The organism is uncultured Pluralibacter sp. (genome assembly GCF_913775985.1).
Lineage (GTDB): Bacteria > Pseudomonadota > Gammaproteobacteria > Enterobacterales > Enterobacteriaceae > Pluralibacter.
The window spans coordinates 235921-254685 of sequence record NZ_CAJYMB010000096.1; the positions used below are offsets into that span (position 1 = coordinate 235921).

Genomic DNA, 18765 nt, shown 5'->3' on the forward strand with positions numbered 1-18765 from the left:
CAAATAAGGGCTACAAAATGTTTACTGAGGATTCTTTTTGTTTCGCAGCAGGTTGAGCGTTTCAACCGCAATAGAGAAGAACATCGCGAAATAAACATAGCCTTTAGGAACGTGGATGCCGTAGCTTTCGAGGATAAGCGTGAAGCCCACCAGGATAAGAAACGCCAGCGCCAGCATCTTCACGGAAGGGTGGCGATCCACGAACTCGCCGATGGGCCTGGCGGCGAACATCATGATGCCCACGGCAATAACCACTGCGGCCATCATAATAAACAGATGGTCGGAAAGTCCGACGGCGGTTATTACCGAGTCGAGGCTAAAAATAATATCCAGCAACATTATCTGCACAATCGCACCGAAAAAAGAGTGAACGTTGGTTTTCATTCCTTCTTCTTCGCCTTCAATGGATTCATGTATTTCCTTGCTGGCTTTCCAGATAAGAAATAATCCCCCGAGCAGCAGAATGAGATCCCGGGCTGAAAAATCGTGGCCGAGTACCGTGAAGAGCGGCGTGGTTAATTTGGCGACCCAGGCGATAGAGGCCAGCAGCGCCAGTCGCATCAGCATTGCCCCCATCAGGCCCATCCTGCGGGCGAGATTGCGCTGGGAAGCGGGCAGCTTGGCAACGACCAGGGAGAGGAAAATGATATTGTCGATACCCAGCACGATCTCGAGGATCGTTAAGGTCCCCAGCGCCATCCAGGCGTTGGGATCGGTAATCCATGCAAACATTGTAAGTCCTGCCAAAATGTAAAAGCGCGATTATAAGCGTTCGCGCGCGCAGATCACAGGGAAAGTCTTACAGCAGGAAGTGGCGCGCCAGCAGGGCGGCGGTGAAGTTTTTCTTCAGGTAAAAGCCGCGGGGCAGGGTCAGTATCGATTCACCGCGCGCGCCGACCGCTTCGGTTAATGCTTTGCTGTTGGCGGCCTTAGGGCGCAGCTGCAGCACTTCGCCGTGGCGGGCGGTGATGCGCTCTACCTGGCCCAGCACGATAAGATCCATCAGCTCCTCCCAGTCCATTCGCAGCTGCCTCTCTTCGCCTTCATCCGGGCTCCACAGCAGCGGCGCGCCCACCCGGCGATCCGCCAGCGGGATATCGCGCGCGCCTTCAACCGGGATCCACAGTACGCGCCGGAGCTTGTGGCGAACGTGGCTGGTTTCCCAAGTGACGCCGCTGTTGCCGGTTAGCGGAGCAACGCAGACAAAGGTGGTCTCCAGCGGCCTGCCGCTGCTGTCGATGGGAATGGTTTTAAGCTCGACGCCGAGGGCCGCAAAGTCCTGTTCGGGCTTGCTGCCCGCGCTGGCGCCCAGCCACACTTCCAGCAGCAGCCCGGTCCAGCCTTTATCCCGCTTTAAATCTTTTGGAATAGGCAGCCCGGCCATGGCCGCCAGCTCGCCCAGCGTATAGCCGGCCAACGCGCGGGCCTGGGCCAGCAGCACAGATTCTGACTCGGGGGGCTGGCGCAGCGGGGAGAGTGTGGACATAAACAACCTTGCTTAAAAAATGAGCGATGTTTTCACTGATTGTGGATGAAGTTTATCGCGTTCTGGAAAAGTTATCCAATCGCGTGATTTTACTTACTTTTTTATTTTTTTAACCGTGCGCCAGCGGCGGATAAAAAAGGTTTTCCAGAACTGGTCACCGACAATGAACAGGATCTTACACCATGTTATCCACAGAAAAATGGGATAACTGGGGAAAACCCCCACTACTGTTTCCATTTACAGCCTTGACGTGCGACGAAAATCCAATTTTCACACAAAAGGTGGACAACTAAGTGACACAATCTGTGGATAAAAAAGACATTGGACGATCTTTCATCAGTTGTGGGATCGTCAGTGTGATACGGGTCACGCTTTAGCACTCTCATAGTCATTTTTTTATCTTAACTTTCTAAAAATTAATTACTTTTTATCTGAGCTAAGAAATGCTGTTTTTGCGCTATTCAGGGTTTTCCCATACCTATTCCGCACTTCTGCACAACTCTATCCACAGAAAAAGTGAATAAAATGGCTTTATTCGACAATCATCTGTTTATAACTTCGATAAATACTGTGAGTTATTCAAATGTTATCCGGTTTGGCGCCTCACACAGAGTGGTTTACCGTTACCAGCGAGTGTGAAACAATCGTTCACATTGAAGATTATGTAGAGGTAGTCCGGTGATTGATGACGATGGCTACCGCCCGAACGTAGGAATTGTAATTTGTAATCGTCAGGGACAGGTGATGTGGGCCAGGCGCTACGGCCAGCATTCATGGCAGTTTCCCCAGGGAGGCATTAATCCCGGGGAATCCGCTGAACAGGCGATGTACAGGGAGCTGTTCGAAGAAGTGGGGCTCAGCCGCAAAGATGTGCGGATCCTCGCTTCTACCCGCAACTGGCTGCGCTACAAATTACCGAAACGTTTGGTGCGTTGGGACACAAAGCCGGTTTGCATCGGCCAGAAGCAAAAATGGTTTCTCTTGCAGTTGATGAGCAACGATACTGAAATCAATATGCAGACCTGCAGCACGCCCGAGTTCGACGGCTGGCGCTGGGTTAGCTACTGGTATCCCGTGCGTCAGGTTGTGTCGTTTAAGCGCGACGTCTACCGCCGGGTTATGAAGGAGTTTGTTAGCGTGGTGCTCTCGCTGTCGGAAAGTGCGCCCAGACAGCAAAATCCCGCACCCGCTTATCGACGTAAAAGAGGTTAAGCCACGCTTATTATGCTCACCCGGCTGCGAGAAATCGTTGAGAAAGTTGCCAGCGCGCCGCGCCTGAACGACGCGCTGGACATACTGATTACTGAAATTTGCAAAGCGATGGAAACGGAGGTTTGCTCCGTCTACCTCGCGGATCACGATCGTCGATGTTATTACCTGATGGCGACGCGCGGGCTTAAAAAGCCGCGCGGGCGCACGGTGACGCTGGCCTTTGATGAGGGCCTTGTTGGCCTGGTCGGCCGTTTAGCCGAACCTATCAACCTCGCGGATGCGCAAAAGCATCCGAGCTTCAAATACATTCCCGCCGTAAAAGAAGAGAAATACCGCGCTTTTCTCGGCGTACCTATTATTCAGCGGCGCCAGCTGCTGGGTGTGCTGGTGGTCCAGCAGCGCGAGCTGCGCCAGTTCGACGAAAGCGAAGAATCCTTCCTCGTTACCTTAGCCACCCAGCTGGCGGCCATTCTCTCCCTTTCCCAGCTCAACGCGCTGTTTGGCCAGTATCGCCAAACCCGCATTCGCGCGCTGGCCGCCTCGTCCGGGGTCGGCATTGCCGAAGGCTGGATGGACGCCACGCTGCCGCTGATGGAGCAGGTTTACGAAGCCTCGACTCTCGATACCGCACTGGAGCGCGAGCGGCTAACCGGCGCGCTGGAAGAGGCATCCAACGAATTCCGCCGCTACAGCAAGCGCTTTGCCGCCGGCGCGCAGAAAGAGACGGCGGCTATTTTCGATCTCTACTCCCATCTGATCTCCGATCCGCGCCTGCGAAAAGAGCTGTTTGAAGAGGTGGATAAAGGCTCGGTAGCGGAATGGGCGGTGCGTACCGTTATTGAAAAGTTTGCCGCCCAGTTTGCGGCGCTGGCCGATGGCTACCTGAAGGAGCGCGGCGGTGACCTGCGCGCGCTCGGCCAGCGGCTGCTGTTCCATCTTGACGATACCACTCAGGCGGCAGATACCTGGCCCGAGCGCTTTGTGCTGGTTGGCGACGAGCTGTCGGCCACTACGCTTGCCGAGCTGCCTCAGGACCGGCTGGTGGGCGTGGTGGTGCGCGACGGTGCGGCCAACTCCCACGCGGCGATCATGGTGCGCGCGCTCGGTATTCCCACGGTTATCGGTGCCGAAATCCAGCCTGCTATCCTCCACGGCCGGATGCTGGTGGTGGACGGCTATCGCGGAGAAGTGCTGGTCGATCCTGAACCGGTGCTGCTGCACGAATATCAGCGCCTCATCAGCGAAGAAAACGAACTTAGCCGGCTGGCGGAGGATGATGTTGAGCGCCCGGCCTCGCTGAAAAGCGGCGAACGGATCAAAGTGATGCTCAATGCCGGCCTCAGCCCGGAGCACGAGCAAAAACTCGGCAGCCGCATTGACGGTATCGGCCTGTACCGCACGGAAATTCCGTTTATGCTCCAGAGCGGCTTTCCGTCGGAAGAGGAGCAGGTGGCCCAGTACCAGGGCATGCTGCAGATGTTCAACGACAAGCCGGTCACCCTGCGCACGCTGGACATCGGTGCCGACAAGCAGCTGCCTTACATGCCGATTAGCGAAGAGAACCCCTGCCTGGGCTGGCGCGGGATCCGCATCACCCTGGATCAGCCAGAGATCTTCCTGATCCAGGTGCGCGCCATGATGCGTGCCAACGCGGCAACGGGAAATCTCAGCATTTTGCTGCCGATGGTGACCAACATTGATGAAATCGACGAGGCGAAGCGCCTGATCGAGCGCGCGGCGCGCGAAGTTGAAGAGATGATCGGCTACGACATTCCCCGGCCGCGGATCGGAATAATGCTGGAAGTGCCGTCGATGCTGTTCCTGCTGCCTCACCTGACGAGCCGGGTGGACTTTATCTCTGTCGGCACCAACGATCTTACCCAGTACCTGCTGGCGGTGGATCGCAACAATACCCGGGTGGCGAATCTGTACGATAGCCTGCATCCCGCAGTGCTGCAGGCGCTGGCAATGATCGCCCGCGAAGCGGAGCGCCTCGATCTCGATCTGCGGCTGTGCGGTGAAATGGCCGGGGATCCGATGTGCGTAACGCTGCTTATTGGCATGGGATTCCGTCATCTGTCGATGAACGGCCGCTCGGTGGCGAGGGTGAAATACCTCCTGCGCCACGTTGAGCTTGAAGAGGCGCAAACTCTCGCCGGACGCAGCCTTGAGGCGCAAACCGCCACGGAGGTTCGCCACCAGGTTGCGGCCTTTATGGAGCGGCGCGGCATGGGCGGCCTGATACGCGGCGGCCGGTAGACACTGGCTCCCGCCGCGGGAGCCAGTACAACACGCTTCAGGCTGCGTGCAGCCCGCATTAACCTGGGTATACATTTTTAGCTGCATGCCTCTATCTCACGTTGTGCTATTATTCGCAGCCTCGGCGCAGCCCGCGGGCTGCACATCTCTACCGCTGACCACTTTCGGCGGAATAACAAGCGCTTGTGGTGACAGATGAATAGTGGGTATCTGCATTTCCCGGAGTTCGATCCGGTGATTTTTTCCATTGGACCGGTTGCTCTTCACTGGTATGGATTAATGTATTTAGTCGGGTTTGTGTTTGCCATGTGGCTGGCAACCCGGCGGGCAAACCGTCCCGGCAGCGGCTGGACGAAAAGTGAAGTTGAGAACCTGCTCTATGCCGGTTTTCTTGGGGTATTCCTCGGCGGGCGCATCGGCTACGTGCTGTTTTATAACCTGCCGCTGTTCCTGCAGGATCCGCTCTATCTGTTCCGCGTCTGGGACGGCGGCATGTCGTTCCACGGTGGCCTGATTGGCGTCATCGTGGTCATGATTGTTTTCGCCAGGCGCACCAAACGCACTTTCTTCCAGGTTTCCGATTTTATCGCGCCGCTGATCCCGTTTGGCCTCGGCTGCGGTCGCCTGGGCAACTTTATTAACGGCGAACTCTGGGGCCGCGTCGATCCCGGCTTCCATTACTCCATGCTGTTCCCCGGCTCGCGTGCGGAAGATATCGCGCTGCTGCCGTCGCATCCGGAGTGGCAATCGCTGTTTGACCAGTACGGGGTGCTGCCGCGCCACGCGTCGCAGCTTTACGAGCTGGCGCTGGAAGGCGTCGTACTGTTTATCATCCTGAACCTGTTTATTCGCAAGCCGCGCCCGACCGGCTCTGTCTCCGGCCTGTTTTTGATTGGCTACGGCCTGTTCCGCATTATCGTGGAATTTTTCCGCCAGCCGGACGCGCAGTTCACCGGCGCGTGGGTGCAGTACATCAGCATGGGGCAGATCCTCTCCATTCCGATGGTGCTGGCCGGTATTATCATGATGGTCTGGGCATTCCGCCGCCATCCGCAGCAACAAGTCTCCTGAGGAATCATGAAACAGTATCTTGAATTGATGCAGAAGGTGCTCGACGAGGGCACCCAAAAAAATGACCGCACCGGCACCGGAACGCTGTCGATTTTTGGCCACCAGATGCGCTTTAATTTGCAGGAGGGGTTTCCGCTGGTGACCACCAAGCGCTGCCATCTGCGCTCCATCATTCACGAGCTGCTGTGGTTCCTCAAAGGCGATACCAACGTAGCTTATCTGCATGAGAATAACGTCTCCATCTGGGATGAGTGGGCCGACGAACAGGGCAACCTGGGGCCGGTTTACGGCAAGCAGTGGCGCGCCTGGCCGACGCCGGACGGCCGCCACATTGACCAGATAGCCGCCGTGATGAACCAGCTGAAAAACGATCCCGATTCGCGCCGGATCATTGTTTCGGCGTGGAACGTGGGCGAGCTGGATAAAATGGCGCTGGCGCCGTGCCACGCGTGCTTCCAGTTCTACGTGGCGGACGGCAAGCTCTCCTGCCAGCTGTATCAGCGCTCGTGCGATGTCTTCCTCGGTCTGCCGTTCAACATCGCCAGCTACGCGCTGCTGGTACACATGGTGGCCCAGCAGTGTGACCTGGAAGTGGGCGATTTCGTCTGGACCGGCGGTGATACGCATCTCTATAACAATCATATGGATCAGACTCACCTGCAGCTGAGCCGCGAACCGCGCGCGCTGCCGAAGCTGGTTATCAAGCGTAAGCCGGAGTCCATTTTCGACTATCGCTTCGACGATTTTGAGATTGAAGGCTACGATCCGCACCCCGGCATTAAAGCGCCCGTGGCGATTTAACGCATCTGAAATCAACCGGCCCCCGCGGCCGGTTTTCATTTTCTCGCTCCCGCTTCCCGACTTACTGCAATACGCTGAAACAGCGTAACTTTTGCACAATCCTCCTCGTAAATCACCGCGGCTATCGTCGCCCCGATCTTTTTCGCGCGGCATACTCGCGCCATGAAACGAGAGCAGGGTTACACCCTTATTGAAATGCTGGTCGCGCTGGCGCTGATTGCCGTTCTGGCCGGCGCGGGCGGCTGGAGCTGGCAGCTCTGGCAGCAGCGTGAACATCTTTCGCAGGTGGCGCTGCAGGTTCACGCCTACCTGAGAATGCTGCGCAATGACGCCAGCTGGCACCGGCGGGACCGCCTGCCGGTTGTGCAGCGCACCGCCGGGGGCTGGTGCCTGAACGCGCTCGCTGAACTTCACCCGCCGTGCAGGCCAGATAGCCCGTTCGTGCTGATCCCCGCCTGGCCGGAGGTGGCGCTGGCGGATATCACCGCCTCGCTGGGTTTTTATGGCCTGCGCAGTACCGCCTGGCCCGGGCATATCAGGCTCAGCAGCCCGGCGGGAAACCGCACCATTGTCGTTTCTGTATGGGGCAGGGTACGGCTGTGTGAAAACCGGGGAGAACAGGGATGCTAGTGAGAGAACGCGGTTTTTCGCTGCTGGAAATACTGATCGCCACCGCCATTAGCAGCATTTTGCTGATGGGCGCAGCGCGCTTTTTACCGGCGCTGCAGCGGGGCGTGCTGGAGCAGGCCAGAGCGCAAACGGTGGACGATGACATATGGCAGCGGACGCTTGCCATCGCCCGGCACCTGCAGCGCGCGGGTTATTGCGCCAGCCGCCGCTGCGCGGGGGAAGCTGTCCGCCTCGGCCCGGGATGCGCGCTTATTCGCTGGGATACCCGGCAGACCAATACGGGTGCAGAGAAAGCCATTGAGAATGCCGACGTGACCGGATTTCGGCTGCGGGACGGCGCCCTGGAAACGCTGCGCGGGGCGGTAAGCTGCGAGGGCAAAGGATGGGAAAAAATGACTGAGCCCGGCAGGCTGCGGATTGAAGCCTTCAGCGTCTCCCGCCAGCAGATCGCCGGCTTCGCGCCGGTGTTTACGGTCATGCTGTCGGCCAGAGGCCGCGGGCGCGGCGCCAGCCCGGTGCAGGCGAGCTTTAGCGTCACGGCGTATAACCTGTGAACCGCCAGCGCGGCGCCTCATCTTTACTGGTGGTTTTACTGCTGTTTATCGCCGGAGGAACCATGCTTAGAGCCTCGCACCGCCACTATCAGTCACTGCGGGATGAGGTGACATTTGAAAACCGCGCGCTGGCCGACAGCGCCCGGGCGGAGTCGCTGCTGCAGTGGGGCAGGCAGCGCGAATGGCGTGCCGCCCAGGCGGTGCAGTGCCAGTACGTTGAGGCGTTTGCAGGCACGCTCTGCCTGCGCGTTTTCGCCGACGCGGCGGCCCTGCTGATAGCCGACAGCGGAGGCCAGCGGCGCTGGCAGTCAGGCTACGTCAGCGCGGGCCGGGTGCAGTTCAGCCCGCACGGCTGGAGCGACTTCTGCCCGCGCAAGGAGGCAGCAGAATGTCGGCTACCCTGAAGGCGCGCGGCTTCAGTCTGCCGGAAGTGCTTATCAGCATGATGCTGCTGGTGATGGTGATCACCACCACCAGCGCGGTGCAAAGCCGCGTCAGCCAGGGGCTTGCGCAGCTGGCCCAGTATCGCCAGCTGTGGCGGGTGGCGTGGAACGCTGCCGGGCCACAGCCGGTGACGCTCCCTGCCGGCTGGCAGATGCGCCGCGTGCAGACTTTGCAGCAAAGATGTGTCAGCATCACGGTTACGATTGTAGCGCCGTCGGGCAGAGAGGCGCGGCTCTCCCGCCTGCACTGCCCGCCGCGCTAGCGGTACTACTTTTTTTCAGGAGCAACTATGTTACGGGTCTATCACTCCAACCGCCTCGACGTACTTGAAGCGCTAATGGAGTTTATCGTCGAGCAGGAGCGCCTCCCGGACCCGTTTGAACCTGAAATGGTGCTGGTGCAGAGCACCGGCATGGCGCAGTGGCTGCAGATGACGCTCTCGGCGCGCTTCGGCATTGCGGCTAATATTGCGTTCCCGCTGCCGGCAAGTTTCATCTGGGACATGTTTGTTCGCGTGCTGCCCGGTATTCCCAAAGAGAGCGCATTCAGCAAGCAGAGCATGAGCTGGAAGCTGATGACCCTGCTGCCGCAGATGCTCGACGATGAAGCTTTTGCGCCCCTGCGCCACTATCTCAGCGACGACGGCGACCGGCGAAAATGCTTCCAGCTGGCCTCGCGCATTGCCGACCTGTATGACCAGTATCTGGTCTATCGCCCGGAATGGCTAACCCGCTGGGAAGCCGACGAGCGCATTGACGGATTGGACGCGTCCCAGGCGTGGCAGGCCCCGCTGTGGAAAGCGCTGGTGGCACATACCGCAGCGCTGGGGCAGCCAAAGTGGCACCGCGCCAACCTCTATCAAAAATTTATCAGTACCCTTGAGTCTGCCGCCGAGCCGCCCGCCGGGCTGCCGCCGCGGGTATTTATCTGCGGCATATCAGCGCTGCCGCCGGTGTATCTGCAGGCTTTACAGGCGCTGGGCAGGCACGTTGACGTGTATGTACTGTTTACTAATCCCTGCCGCTATTACTGGGGCGATATTAAAGATCCGGCGTTTCTGGCGAAGCTGATGGCCCGCCAGCGCCGCCACCACCGCGAGCAGCGCGCGCTGCCGCTATTTCGCGATGCTGAGCAGGCCCCCGCGCTGTTTAACAGCGACGGCGAACAGGACGTCGGTAACCCGATGCTCGCTTCCTGGGGCAAGCTCGGCCGCGACTATATCTATCTGCTGGCCGGGCTCGAGCGCTATCAGGAGCTGGATGCCTTCGTGGATATTGACCCGGATAACCTGCTGCATAACCTCCAGCACGATATTCTGGAACTGCGCAGCAGCGCCGTGGCGGGCCGAACCGCCGAGGAGTTCGCCAGCAGCGCCGAAAAGCGCCCACTCGATCCTGCTGACCGCAGCCTGACCGTTAACGTCTGCCATAGCCCGCAGCGTGAAGTCGAAGTCCTGCACAACCGCCTGCTGGCGATGTTCGATGAAGACCCAACCCTGACGCCCCGCGACGTTATTGTGATGGTGGCGGATATTGACAGCTACAGCCCCTTTATTCAGGCAGTCTTCGGCAGCGCCAGCGGCGATCGCTACGTGCCCTGGGCTATCTCCGATCGCCGGGCGCGGCAGGCCCATCCGGCGCTGGAGGCGTTTATCACGCTGCTCTCTCTGCCGGACAGCCGCTTTATCAGTGAAGACGTGCTGGCGCTGCTGGATGTCCCGGTGCTGGCCGCGCGCTTTAGCATTGACGAAGAAGGGCTGCGCTACCTCCGGCAGTGGGTGAGTGAGTCCGGCGTTCGCTGGGGGCTGGATGACGACAACGTGCGCGAGTGGGACCTTCCGGCTACCGGGCAGCATACCTGGCGCTTTGGCCTGACGCGCATGCTGCTGGGCTACGCGATGGAGAGCAGCCAGGGCGAGTGGCGCTCGGTGCTGCCCTATGATGAATCCAGCGGGCTTATCGCCGGTCTGGTAGGCCACCTTGCCTCCCTGCTGGGGGAGCTGCACAAATGGCGCCTGACGCTTGCTGAAGAGCGCCCTCTGGCTGACTGGCTGCCGGTGTGCCGGGAGATGCTTGACGATTTCTTCTTGCCGGATACCGATACCGAAGCCGCGCTGGCGCTTATTGAAGAGCAGTGGCAGGCCATTATCGATCAGGGTCTTGAGGCCGATTACCAGCAGGCGGTGCCGCTGTCGCTGCTGCGCGACGAGCTTGCCCAGCGGCTCGATCAGGCCCGCATCAGCCAGCGCTTCCTCGCCGGACCGGTGAACATCTGCACCCTGATGCCGATGCGCTCCATCCCGTTTAAAGTGGTGTGCCTGCTGGGCATGAACGATGGGATTTATCCCCGCACGCTGCCGCCGCTGGGCTTTGATTTAATGAGCCAGAAACCGGTTCGCGGCGACCGCAGCCGCAGGGATGACGACCGCTACCTGTTCCTTGAAGCGCTGATGTCGGCCGACCAGAAGCTCTATATCAGCTACATTGGCCGCTCAATTCAGGACAACAGCGAGCGCTATCCTTCGGTGCTGGTGCAGGAGCTGGTGGATTACGTAGGACAGAGTCACTGCCTGGCGGGCGACGAGGCGCTCAACTGCGATGAGAGCGAGCGCCGGGTTAAGGCCCATATTACCTGGCAGCATCCCCGCATGCCGTTTGATGCCGACAACTTTATCCCCGGCGAGCAGCAGAGCTATGCCCGGGAGTGGCTGGCGGCGGCTGAGCAAAAAGGCGAACCCCAGAGCGAATTTATCCAGCCGCTGCCGCCGCTGGCGCTGGATACCCTGCCTTTTGAGCAGCTGCAGCGCTTCTGGATGCATCCGGTGCGCGCCTTTTTCCAGATGCGGCTGCAGGTGAACTTCCGCCTTGAAGAGAGCGATATCCCCGAGACTGAACCCTTCACCCTGGACAGCCTTTCGCGCTATCAGCTTAACCAGCAGCTGGTCAACACGCTGATTGAACAGCAGGATGCGTCGGTTATGTTCCGCCGCTTTCGCGCGGCGGGGGAGCTGCCCTACGGCGCTTTTGGCGAAATAGCCTGGGACGACCAGTGTAAAGAGATGCAGGCGCTGGCCGATCGGGTGATTGCCAGCCGCCAGCCCGGCGAGCAGCGCGAAATTGAGCTGGAGTGTGACGGTATCACTATCACCGGCTGGCTGTCGCAGGTACAGTCGGACGGTCTGCTGCGCTGGCGGCCCTCGATGCTCAGCTTCGCGCAGGGGATGCAACTTTGGCTGGAGCACCTTGTCTACTGTGCCAGCGGCGGCGATGGCGAAAGCCGGCTGTTTCTGCGTAAAGAGGGCGAGTGGCGCTTCCCGCCGATGGCGGCTGAAGAGGCAATGGCGCACCTTTCCAGGCTGGTGGCTGGCTATCGCGAAGGCATGTGTCGACCGCTGCTGTTTGTCCCTGAAAGCGGCGGAGCATGGCTGAAATCATGTTACGACGCCGAAAAGAATGTCATCTTACGGGATGACGACGCGCAGCTTAAAGCGCGCAGCAAATTTATTCAGGCCTGGGAAGGCGGCGTGATGATCAACGGCGAGGGCGCCGACGTCTGGTATCAGCGGCTATGGCGAACGCTGGAACCGCAGCACTATCAGGCGATTACCGCAGAGGTGGAGCGTTTTATGCTGCCGATGCTGCGGTTCAGCCAGCAAGCGTAACCTGTACGAAAATTGCGCATAAATAGGGGTTCATTTATGATGCGCAATAAGTATCACGGACTGATGTTGTTATACGCCACCTCCTTCAGGCGTCAGCAGGTAAACCTGCAAGCTGTGGCCGCTGGCCTTAGCGACGCCTGAAAGAAGCATCATGCGTATTGTCAGGCTGCTAAATCAGAGCAGCATTCGAACGTTGATAATGAGGTCCGTTAATGCCCGGCAGCACATGGTTTATCCGCACTATCGTTCTCTTCTTCGCCCTTTGGGCGCCCCTGAGCCAGGCCGCGACCGGATGGCAGCCCATAAAAGAAACCATCCGCAAGAGCGATAAAGACGCGCGCCAGTATCAGGCTATCCGGCTGGATAACGGCATGACCGTGCTGCTGGTATCCGATCCTCAGGCGGTGAAATCGCTGTCGGCGCTGGTGGTTCCGGTGGGGTCGCTGCAGGATCCCGATAGCCATCCCGGGCTGGCGCACTTTCTTGAACACATGACCCTGATGGGATCGAAAATGTATCCCCGGCCTGACAGCCTGGCGGAATACCTCAAGCTGCACGGCGGCAGCCATAACGCCAGCACCGCGCCTTACCGCACGGCGTTCTATCTTGAAGTGGAAAACGACGCGCTGGAAGGCGCCGTTGACCGGCTGGCGGACGCGATAGCCGCCCCGATGCTCGATAAAAAGTACGCCGATCGCGAGCGCAATGCCGTCAACGCGGAGCTGACCATGGCCCGCAGCCGAGACGGAATGCGAATGGCGCAGGTTAGCGCCGAAACCATCAATCCAAAACACCCGGCGGCGCGCTTCTCCGGCGGCAATTATGAAACCCTCAGTGATAAGCCGGGTAGCCCGGTGCTGCAAGCCCTGCACGCTTTTCGCGATAAGTACTACTCCGCTAACCTGATGAAGGCGGTTATCTACAGCAACAAGCCGCTGCCGGCGCTGGCGGATATTGCCGCCCGCACCTGGGGTCGGGTACCCAATAAGCACATTGCCCGCCCGCAGATTGACGTGCCGGTGGTCACCGATGCCCAGAAGGGCCTCATTATTCATTACGTGCCCGCTATCCCGCGTAAGGTGTTGCGCGTGGAGTTCCGCATCGACAACAACTCACCGCAGTTTCGCAGCAAAACCGATGAGCTCATCACCTATATGATCGGCAACCGCAGCCCGGGCACGCTCTCCGACTGGCTGCAAAGCCAGGGGCTGGTAGAGGGCATCCGCGCCGATTCCGATCCGGTGGTGACCGGCAACGGCGGGGTGCTGGCGATATCCGCTAACCTGACCGATAAAGGGCTGGCTAACCGGGACCAGGTGGTGGCCGCGATATTCAGCTACATCAACATGCTGCGGGAGAAAGGCATCGACAAGCGCTACTTCGACGAGCTGGCCCACGTGCTGGATCTCGATTTCCGCTATCCCTCCATCAGCCGCGATATGGATTACGTCGAGTGGCTGGCGGACACCATGATCCGCGTGCCGGTTGAGCACACCCTGGATGTCGTAAACCTGGCCGACCGCTTTAATGAAAAAGCCATCCAGGCGCGCCTGGCAATGATGACGCCGCAAAACGCGCGCATCTGGTACATCAGCCCCAACGAGCCGCACAACAAAACGGCCTACTTCGTTGAGGCCCCTTACCAGGTTGAAAAAATCAGCGATGCGCAGCTGGCCCGCTGGCAGGAAGATGCGGCGAAAACCCCGCTGCAGCTCCCGGTGCTGAACCCCTATATCCCGGATGATTTTACGCTGGTTAACGCCGGTAAAGTGGCGGAGAAACCGCAACTTATCGTTGACGAGCCGCAGCTGCGCGTGGTCTACACCCCGAGCCGCTACTTTGCCAGCGAGCCGAAAGCCGACGTCACGCTGGTGCTGCGCAACCCGCAGGTGATGGACTCTGCCCGCCATCAGGTGATTTTTGCCCTGAACGATTATCTGGCGGGCCTGGCCCTGGATCAGCTCAGCAATCAGGCCGCCGTGGGCGGGATCAGCTTCTCCACCGGCGCCAACGCCGGCCTGCTGGTGAATGCCAACGGCTACACCCAGCGCCTGCCGCAGCTCTTCGAGGCGCTGCTGCAAGGCTACTTTAGCTATCAGCCCACCGAAGCCCAGCTTGAGCAGGCTAAATCCTGGTACGCGCAGATGCTGGATTCAGCTGATAAAGGCAAAGCCTACGAGCAGGCGATTATGCCGCTGCAGATGATTTCTCAGGTGCCGTACTTCCAGCGGGAAGACCGCCGGGCGCTGCTGCCCTCCATTACGCTTGACGAGGTGATGGCGTGGCGCGACAGCCTCAAGGCGGGGGCGCGGCCCGAGTTTCTGGTGGTGGGAAACATGACTGCCGATCAGTCCGTGGCGCTTGCCCGCAGCCTGCAAACGCAGCTCAAGACCGGGGGTAAAACCTGGAGCCGCAACCCGGACGTGGTGGTAGCGAAGCAGCAGAATGCGATTTTCGAGAAAGCCGGCAGCAGCAGCGATTCGGCGCTGGGCGCCGTTTTTGCCCCGGCTAACGTTGACGAGTTCAGCAGCTCTGCCGCCGCTGAAATGCTGGGGCAGATTATTCAGCCGTGGTTCTACAGCCAGCTGCGCACCGAAGAGCAGCTGGGCTACGCGGTATTTGCTTTTCCGATGAACGTCGGTCGCCAGTGGGGACTAGGGTTCCTGCTGCAGTGCAGCAATAAGCAGCCGGCGTTTCTTTGGGAACGTTTTAAGTCGTTTTTCCCCGCGGCGGAACAAAAGCTGCGCACCATGAAGCCCGAGGAGTTTGCCCAGATCCAGCAGGCCATTATCACGCAAATGACCCAGCCGCCGCAGACCCTGAGCGATGAAGCATCGAAGCTCAGCAAAGATTTCGACCGCGGCAATATGCGCTTTGATTCACGTGATAAAGTAGTCGCCCAGATAAAGCTGCTGACGCCCGCGAAGCTTGCCGATTTCTTCCATCAAACCGTGGTTGCGCCTCAGGGAATGACCCTGCTGTCGCAGGTTTCCGGAAACCAGAGCGGAAAAACCGACTACGCGCACCCGCAGGGATGGAAGATTTGGGACAGCATCAGCGCGCTGCAGCAGTCCATGCCGTTGATGAGAGAGAGTGAATGACCGAGACCGCCGAGTCGTTAAATCCCCTGCGCCTGCCCCTGACCGGCGAGCGCCTGATTGAAGCCTCTGCGGGCACCGGAAAAACCTACACTATCGCCGCGCTCTATCTGCGGCTGCTGCTGGGCCTCGGCGGCGAAGCCGCCTTTATCCGCCCGGTGAACGTTGAAGAGCTGCTGGTGGTGACCTTCACCGAGGCCGCCACCGAAGAGCTTCGTGGCCGCATCCGCAGCAATATCCACGAGCTGCGGATTGCCTGCCTGCGTAACAGCACAAGTAATCCCCTCTACGCCAGCCTGCTGGACGAAATCGACGATCGCGACGAGGCTGCCGAGGTGCTGCTGCTGGCGGAGCGCCAGATGGACGAAGCGGCGGTGTACACCATTCACGGCTTTTGCCAGCGCATGCTGAGCCTGAACGCCTTCGAATCGGGAATGCTGTTTGAGCAGACGCTTATCGAAGACGAGTCGCGGCTGCGCTTTCGCGCCTGCGCCGACTTCTGGCGGCGGCACTGCTATCCGCTGCCCCGGGAAGTGGCGGAGATGGTGCACGCCAGCTGGAAAGGCCCGCAGGAGCTGCTGAAGTCCATTGACCGCTATCTGCAGGGGGAAGCGCCGCGGATCAAAACGCCGCCGCAGGATGAAACCATCGAACAGCGCCACCGGCAGATCCTTGCGCAAATCAACGAGGTAAAAGCGCAGTGGCAGGCGGCATCTGCGGAAATTCCGGATATTCTTGAAGGTTCGGCGCTGGATCGCCGCAAGTTTAACCGCGGCAACCAGGGCAAGTGGATTGAGAAGGTGGACGCCTGGGCCAGCGAAGAGACCACCGGTTACCAGCTGCCCGACGCGCTGGAGAAATTTGCCCAGTCGTTTCTGCTGTCGCGCACCAAAGAGGGCGGCGAGCCGCCGCGACACCCGTTGTTTGACGCGGTCGAAGTGTTGGTTGCCGCGCCGCCTTCCCTCGACAGCCTGATTATCGCCCGGGCGATGAGTGAAATTCGCGAAGCGGTGGCCCAGGAGAAGCGCCGCCGGGGCGAGATGGGCTTTGACGACATGCTCAGCCGCCTCGACGACGCCTTGCAAAGCGACAGCGGCGACGCGCTGGCTGCCGCTATCCGCCAGCGCTTTCCGGTGGCGATGATCGATGAATTTCAGGATACCGATCCCCAGCAGTACCGTATTTTTCGCCGCATCTGGCGCCGGCAGCCTGATACCGCGCTGCTGCTGATAGGCGATCCCAAGCAGGCGATTTACGCCTTTCGCGGCGCGGACATTTTTACTTATATGCGCGCCCGCGGCGACGTCCCGGCGCACTACACGCTGGACACTAACTGGCGCTCGGCGCCGGGCGTCGTGGAGAGCGTCAACCGCCTGTTCAGCGGCACCGATAACCCGTTTATGTTCCGCGATATTCCCTTTCTGCCGGTAAAGTCCGCGGATAAAAATCACGATCTGCGGTTTGAGCTGGGCGGTAAAGTGCAGCCAGCGATGAATTTCTGGCTGATGCCCGGCAACAGCGTCAGCGCCGGGGATTATCAGAGCCACATGGCGAGCCTCTGCGCCGGGCAGATCCGCGACTGGCTCAGCGGCGGGCAGCGCGGAGACGCGCTGTTGTGGCGCGGCGGCAGCGCTCGTCCGGTGCAGGCATCTGACATTACTGTGCTGGTGCGCAACCGCCAGGAGGCGGCGCTGGTGCGCGATGCCCTCAACGCGCTGGGCATTCCGTCAGTCTACCTCTCCAACCGCGACAGCGTTTTTGAAACCCCAGAGGCGCAGGATCTGCTGCGGCTGCTGCAGGCGGTGCTGGCACCGGAGCGGGAGAGCGGCCTGCGCAGCGCGCTCGCCAGCGCGCTCTTTGGCCTTAACGCGCAGCAGCTTGAAGTACTGAATCAGGACGAGCTGGCGTGGGATGCGCTGGTGGAGGAATTTACCGCCTACCGCCAGCTCTGGCAGCAGCGCGGAGTGATGGCGATGCTGCGGGCGCTGATGTCCGCCCGCCACCTGGCGGAAAACCTGCTGGCAACCCACGGCGGCGAGCGCCGCCTGACTGATATTCTGCACCTGAGCGAGCTGCTGCAGGAAGCGGCCGGGCAGCTTGAAAGCGAACACGCGCTGGTGCGCTGGCTATCGCAGCAGGTGGCCGGGCCGGACAGCGGCGCGTCATCGCAGCAGATGCGGCTGGAAAGCGACAGGCACCTGGTGCAAATCGTCACCGTGCATAAATCGAAAGGCCTCGAGTATTCCCTGGTATGGCTGCCGTTCATCGCCCGCTACCGCAAGCAGGATCAGGCGTTCTATCACGATCGCAGCACCTACGGCGCGGTGCTGGATCTCAACAAAAGCGACGAAAGCCTCGAACTGGCGGAGGCCGAGCGGCTGGCGGAAGATCTGCGCCTGCTGTACGTGGCTCTGACCCGCGCGGTCTGGCACTGCAGCCTCGGCATCGCGCCGCTCAGCGCGCGCCGCAGCGATAAGGTGACCGACAGCGAGCTTCACCACAGTGCGCTCGGACGGCTGGTGCAGCGCGGCGAAGCGCGGGATGCCGACGGTCTGCAGGCCTGCCTCAACGCCCTGTGCAATGAACACATCGCCGTGTCGATCGCCGGGATGCCGGATGGCGAACCCTGGCAGGCGCTGGCGGCGGAAATGCCCGAACTGCGCGCCCGGGCGATGCAGCGGCGCATTGCCGACGAGTGGCGGGTGACCAGCTACTCCGGCCTGCAGCAGCGCGGACACGGCAGCCTGGCGCAGGATCTGCTGCCGAAGCTGGATATCGACGCCGCCGGCGCGCGGGGTGAGGTCTCAGAGGAGCCGGAACTCTCCCCGCATACTTTTCCCCGCGGCGCGTCGCCGGGTACCTTTCTGCACAGCCTGTTTGAAGAGATTGATTTTACCCAGCCGGTATCCGAAAGCTGGATGCAGGAGCAGCTCGAACGCAGCGGCTTCGATCCCGTCTGGGCCCCGGTGCTGACCCGCTGGCTGGACGCCGTACTGCAGGCGCCGCTGCCGGGCACCGGCATTGCCCTGAACACGCTGGGGGAGAAGGATAAACAGGTGGAGCTGGAGTTCTATCTGCCCATCGAGCAGCTGCTGTCTGCCGAGGCGCTGGATGCGCTGATCCGTCAATACGATCCGCTTTCTGCCGACTGCCCCCCGCTTGATTTTCGTCGGGTCAGCGGCATGCTGAAGGGCTTTATCGACCTTATTTTTCGCCGCGACGGGCGCTACTACCTGCTGGACTACAAATCGAACTGGCTTGGAGAAAGCCCTGAAGCCTACACCCAGGCTGCGATGGCGCAGGCCATGCAGGCGCACCGCTACGATCTGCAGTACCAGCTTTACAGCCTCGCGCTGCACCGCTACCTGCGCCACCGGCTGCCGGACTATGACTACGATCGCCATTTCGGCGGCGTTATCTACCTGTTTCTGCGCGGAGTGGACGACAGCGGCAGCGGGCAGGGCATTTTTACCACTCGCCCGGCGCGGGCGCTGATTGACGGGCTGGACGCGCTTTTCGCCGGTTCCCCCGAGGAGGCCGCATCGTGAG

The 18765-nt window shown here is 60.2% G+C and carries 14 protein-coding genes; 12 read left to right on the forward strand and 2 right to left on the reverse strand.

Features of this window, described 5'->3' with window-relative positions; all coding sequences use genetic code 11:
• Positions 1–21 precede the first annotated feature (21 nt).
• Both QZ766_RS11910 and mutH read right to left on the reverse strand, forming a co-directional pair.
• Positions 22–732, reverse strand: a complete 711-nt coding sequence (locus QZ766_RS11910) for a TerC family protein (RefSeq protein WP_297202148.1) — start codon at positions 730–732, stop codon at positions 22–24.
• A 67-nt stretch (positions 733–799) separates the two neighbouring features.
• Positions 800–1486, reverse strand: a complete 687-nt coding sequence (mutH, locus tag QZ766_RS11915; protein ID WP_297202151.1) for a DNA mismatch repair endonuclease MutH — start codon at positions 1484–1486, stop codon at positions 800–802.
• A gap of 182 nt (positions 1487–1668) precedes the next feature.
• Here mutH and QZ766_RS11920 point away from each other — a divergent pair, with 182 nt between their 5' ends.
• From QZ766_RS11920 to recB, 12 genes are all read left to right on the forward strand, one after another.
• Complete coding sequence (locus QZ766_RS11920; protein ID WP_297202154.1) at positions 1669–1779, forward strand: hypothetical protein; 111 nt, start codon at positions 1669–1671, stop codon at positions 1777–1779.
• A gap of 385 nt (positions 1780–2164) precedes the next feature.
• Positions 2165–2698 (forward strand): RNA pyrophosphohydrolase, encoded by a 534-nt coding sequence (gene rppH, locus QZ766_RS11925; RefSeq protein WP_297202157.1) that lies wholly within the window; start codon positions 2165–2167, stop codon positions 2696–2698.
• A gap of 12 nt (positions 2699–2710) precedes the next feature.
• A complete protein-coding gene (gene ptsP, locus QZ766_RS11930) occupies positions 2711–4957 on the forward strand; it encodes a phosphoenolpyruvate--protein phosphotransferase (protein ID WP_297202159.1) in 2247 nt (748 codons plus the stop codon).
• Positions 4958–5152: 195 nt separating this feature from the next.
• Complete coding sequence (gene lgt, locus QZ766_RS11935) at positions 5153–6028, forward strand: prolipoprotein diacylglyceryl transferase (RefSeq protein ID WP_297202161.1); 876 nt, start codon at positions 5153–5155, stop codon at positions 6026–6028.
• 6 nt (positions 6029–6034) lie between these two features.
• The gene (gene thyA, locus QZ766_RS11940) at positions 6035–6829 is read left to right on the forward strand and encodes a thymidylate synthase (RefSeq protein WP_297202163.1); all 795 of its coding nucleotides are present in this window, start codon (positions 6035–6037) and stop codon (positions 6827–6829) included.
• A gap of 162 nt (positions 6830–6991) precedes the next feature.
• Positions 6992–7459 (forward strand): prepilin peptidase-dependent protein, encoded by a 468-nt coding sequence (locus QZ766_RS11945; protein WP_297202165.1) that lies wholly within the window; start codon positions 6992–6994, stop codon positions 7457–7459.
• The gene (locus QZ766_RS11950; RefSeq protein ID WP_297202167.1) at positions 7453–8013 is read left to right on the forward strand and encodes a prepilin peptidase-dependent protein; all 561 of its coding nucleotides are present in this window, start codon (positions 7453–7455) and stop codon (positions 8011–8013) included. Before QZ766_RS11945 ends, QZ766_RS11950 begins: the two co-directional genes overlap by 7 nt.
• Entirely contained in the window at positions 8010–8417 is a 408-nt protein-coding gene (locus tag QZ766_RS11955; RefSeq protein ID WP_297202170.1) for a DUF2509 family protein, read from the forward strand. Before QZ766_RS11950 ends, QZ766_RS11955 begins: the two co-directional genes overlap by 4 nt.
• Positions 8402–8719: a prepilin-type N-terminal cleavage/methylation domain-containing protein gene (locus tag QZ766_RS11960; protein ID WP_297202172.1), complete on the forward strand. Its 318-nt coding sequence runs from the start codon at positions 8402–8404 to the stop codon at positions 8717–8719. The genes QZ766_RS11955 and QZ766_RS11960 overlap by 16 nt, the downstream gene beginning before the upstream one ends.
• Before the next feature lie 27 nt (positions 8720–8746).
• Positions 8747–12118 carry an exodeoxyribonuclease V subunit gamma gene (gene recC, locus QZ766_RS11965; protein WP_297202174.1) on the forward strand — a complete coding sequence of 1124 codons (3372 nt, stop codon included), beginning with the start codon at positions 8747–8749 and terminating at the stop codon, positions 12116–12118.
• Between the two features lie 212 nt (positions 12119–12330).
• Entirely contained in the window at positions 12331–15219 is a 2889-nt protein-coding gene (ptrA, locus tag QZ766_RS11970) for a pitrilysin (RefSeq protein ID WP_297202177.1), read from the forward strand.
• On the forward strand, positions 15216–18764 hold the full coding sequence (recB, locus tag QZ766_RS11975) for an exodeoxyribonuclease V subunit beta (protein WP_297202180.1): 3549 nt from the start codon (positions 15216–15218) through the stop codon (positions 18762–18764). Before ptrA ends, recB begins: the two co-directional genes overlap by 4 nt.
• The last annotated feature ends 1 nt before the right edge of the window (position 18765 follow it).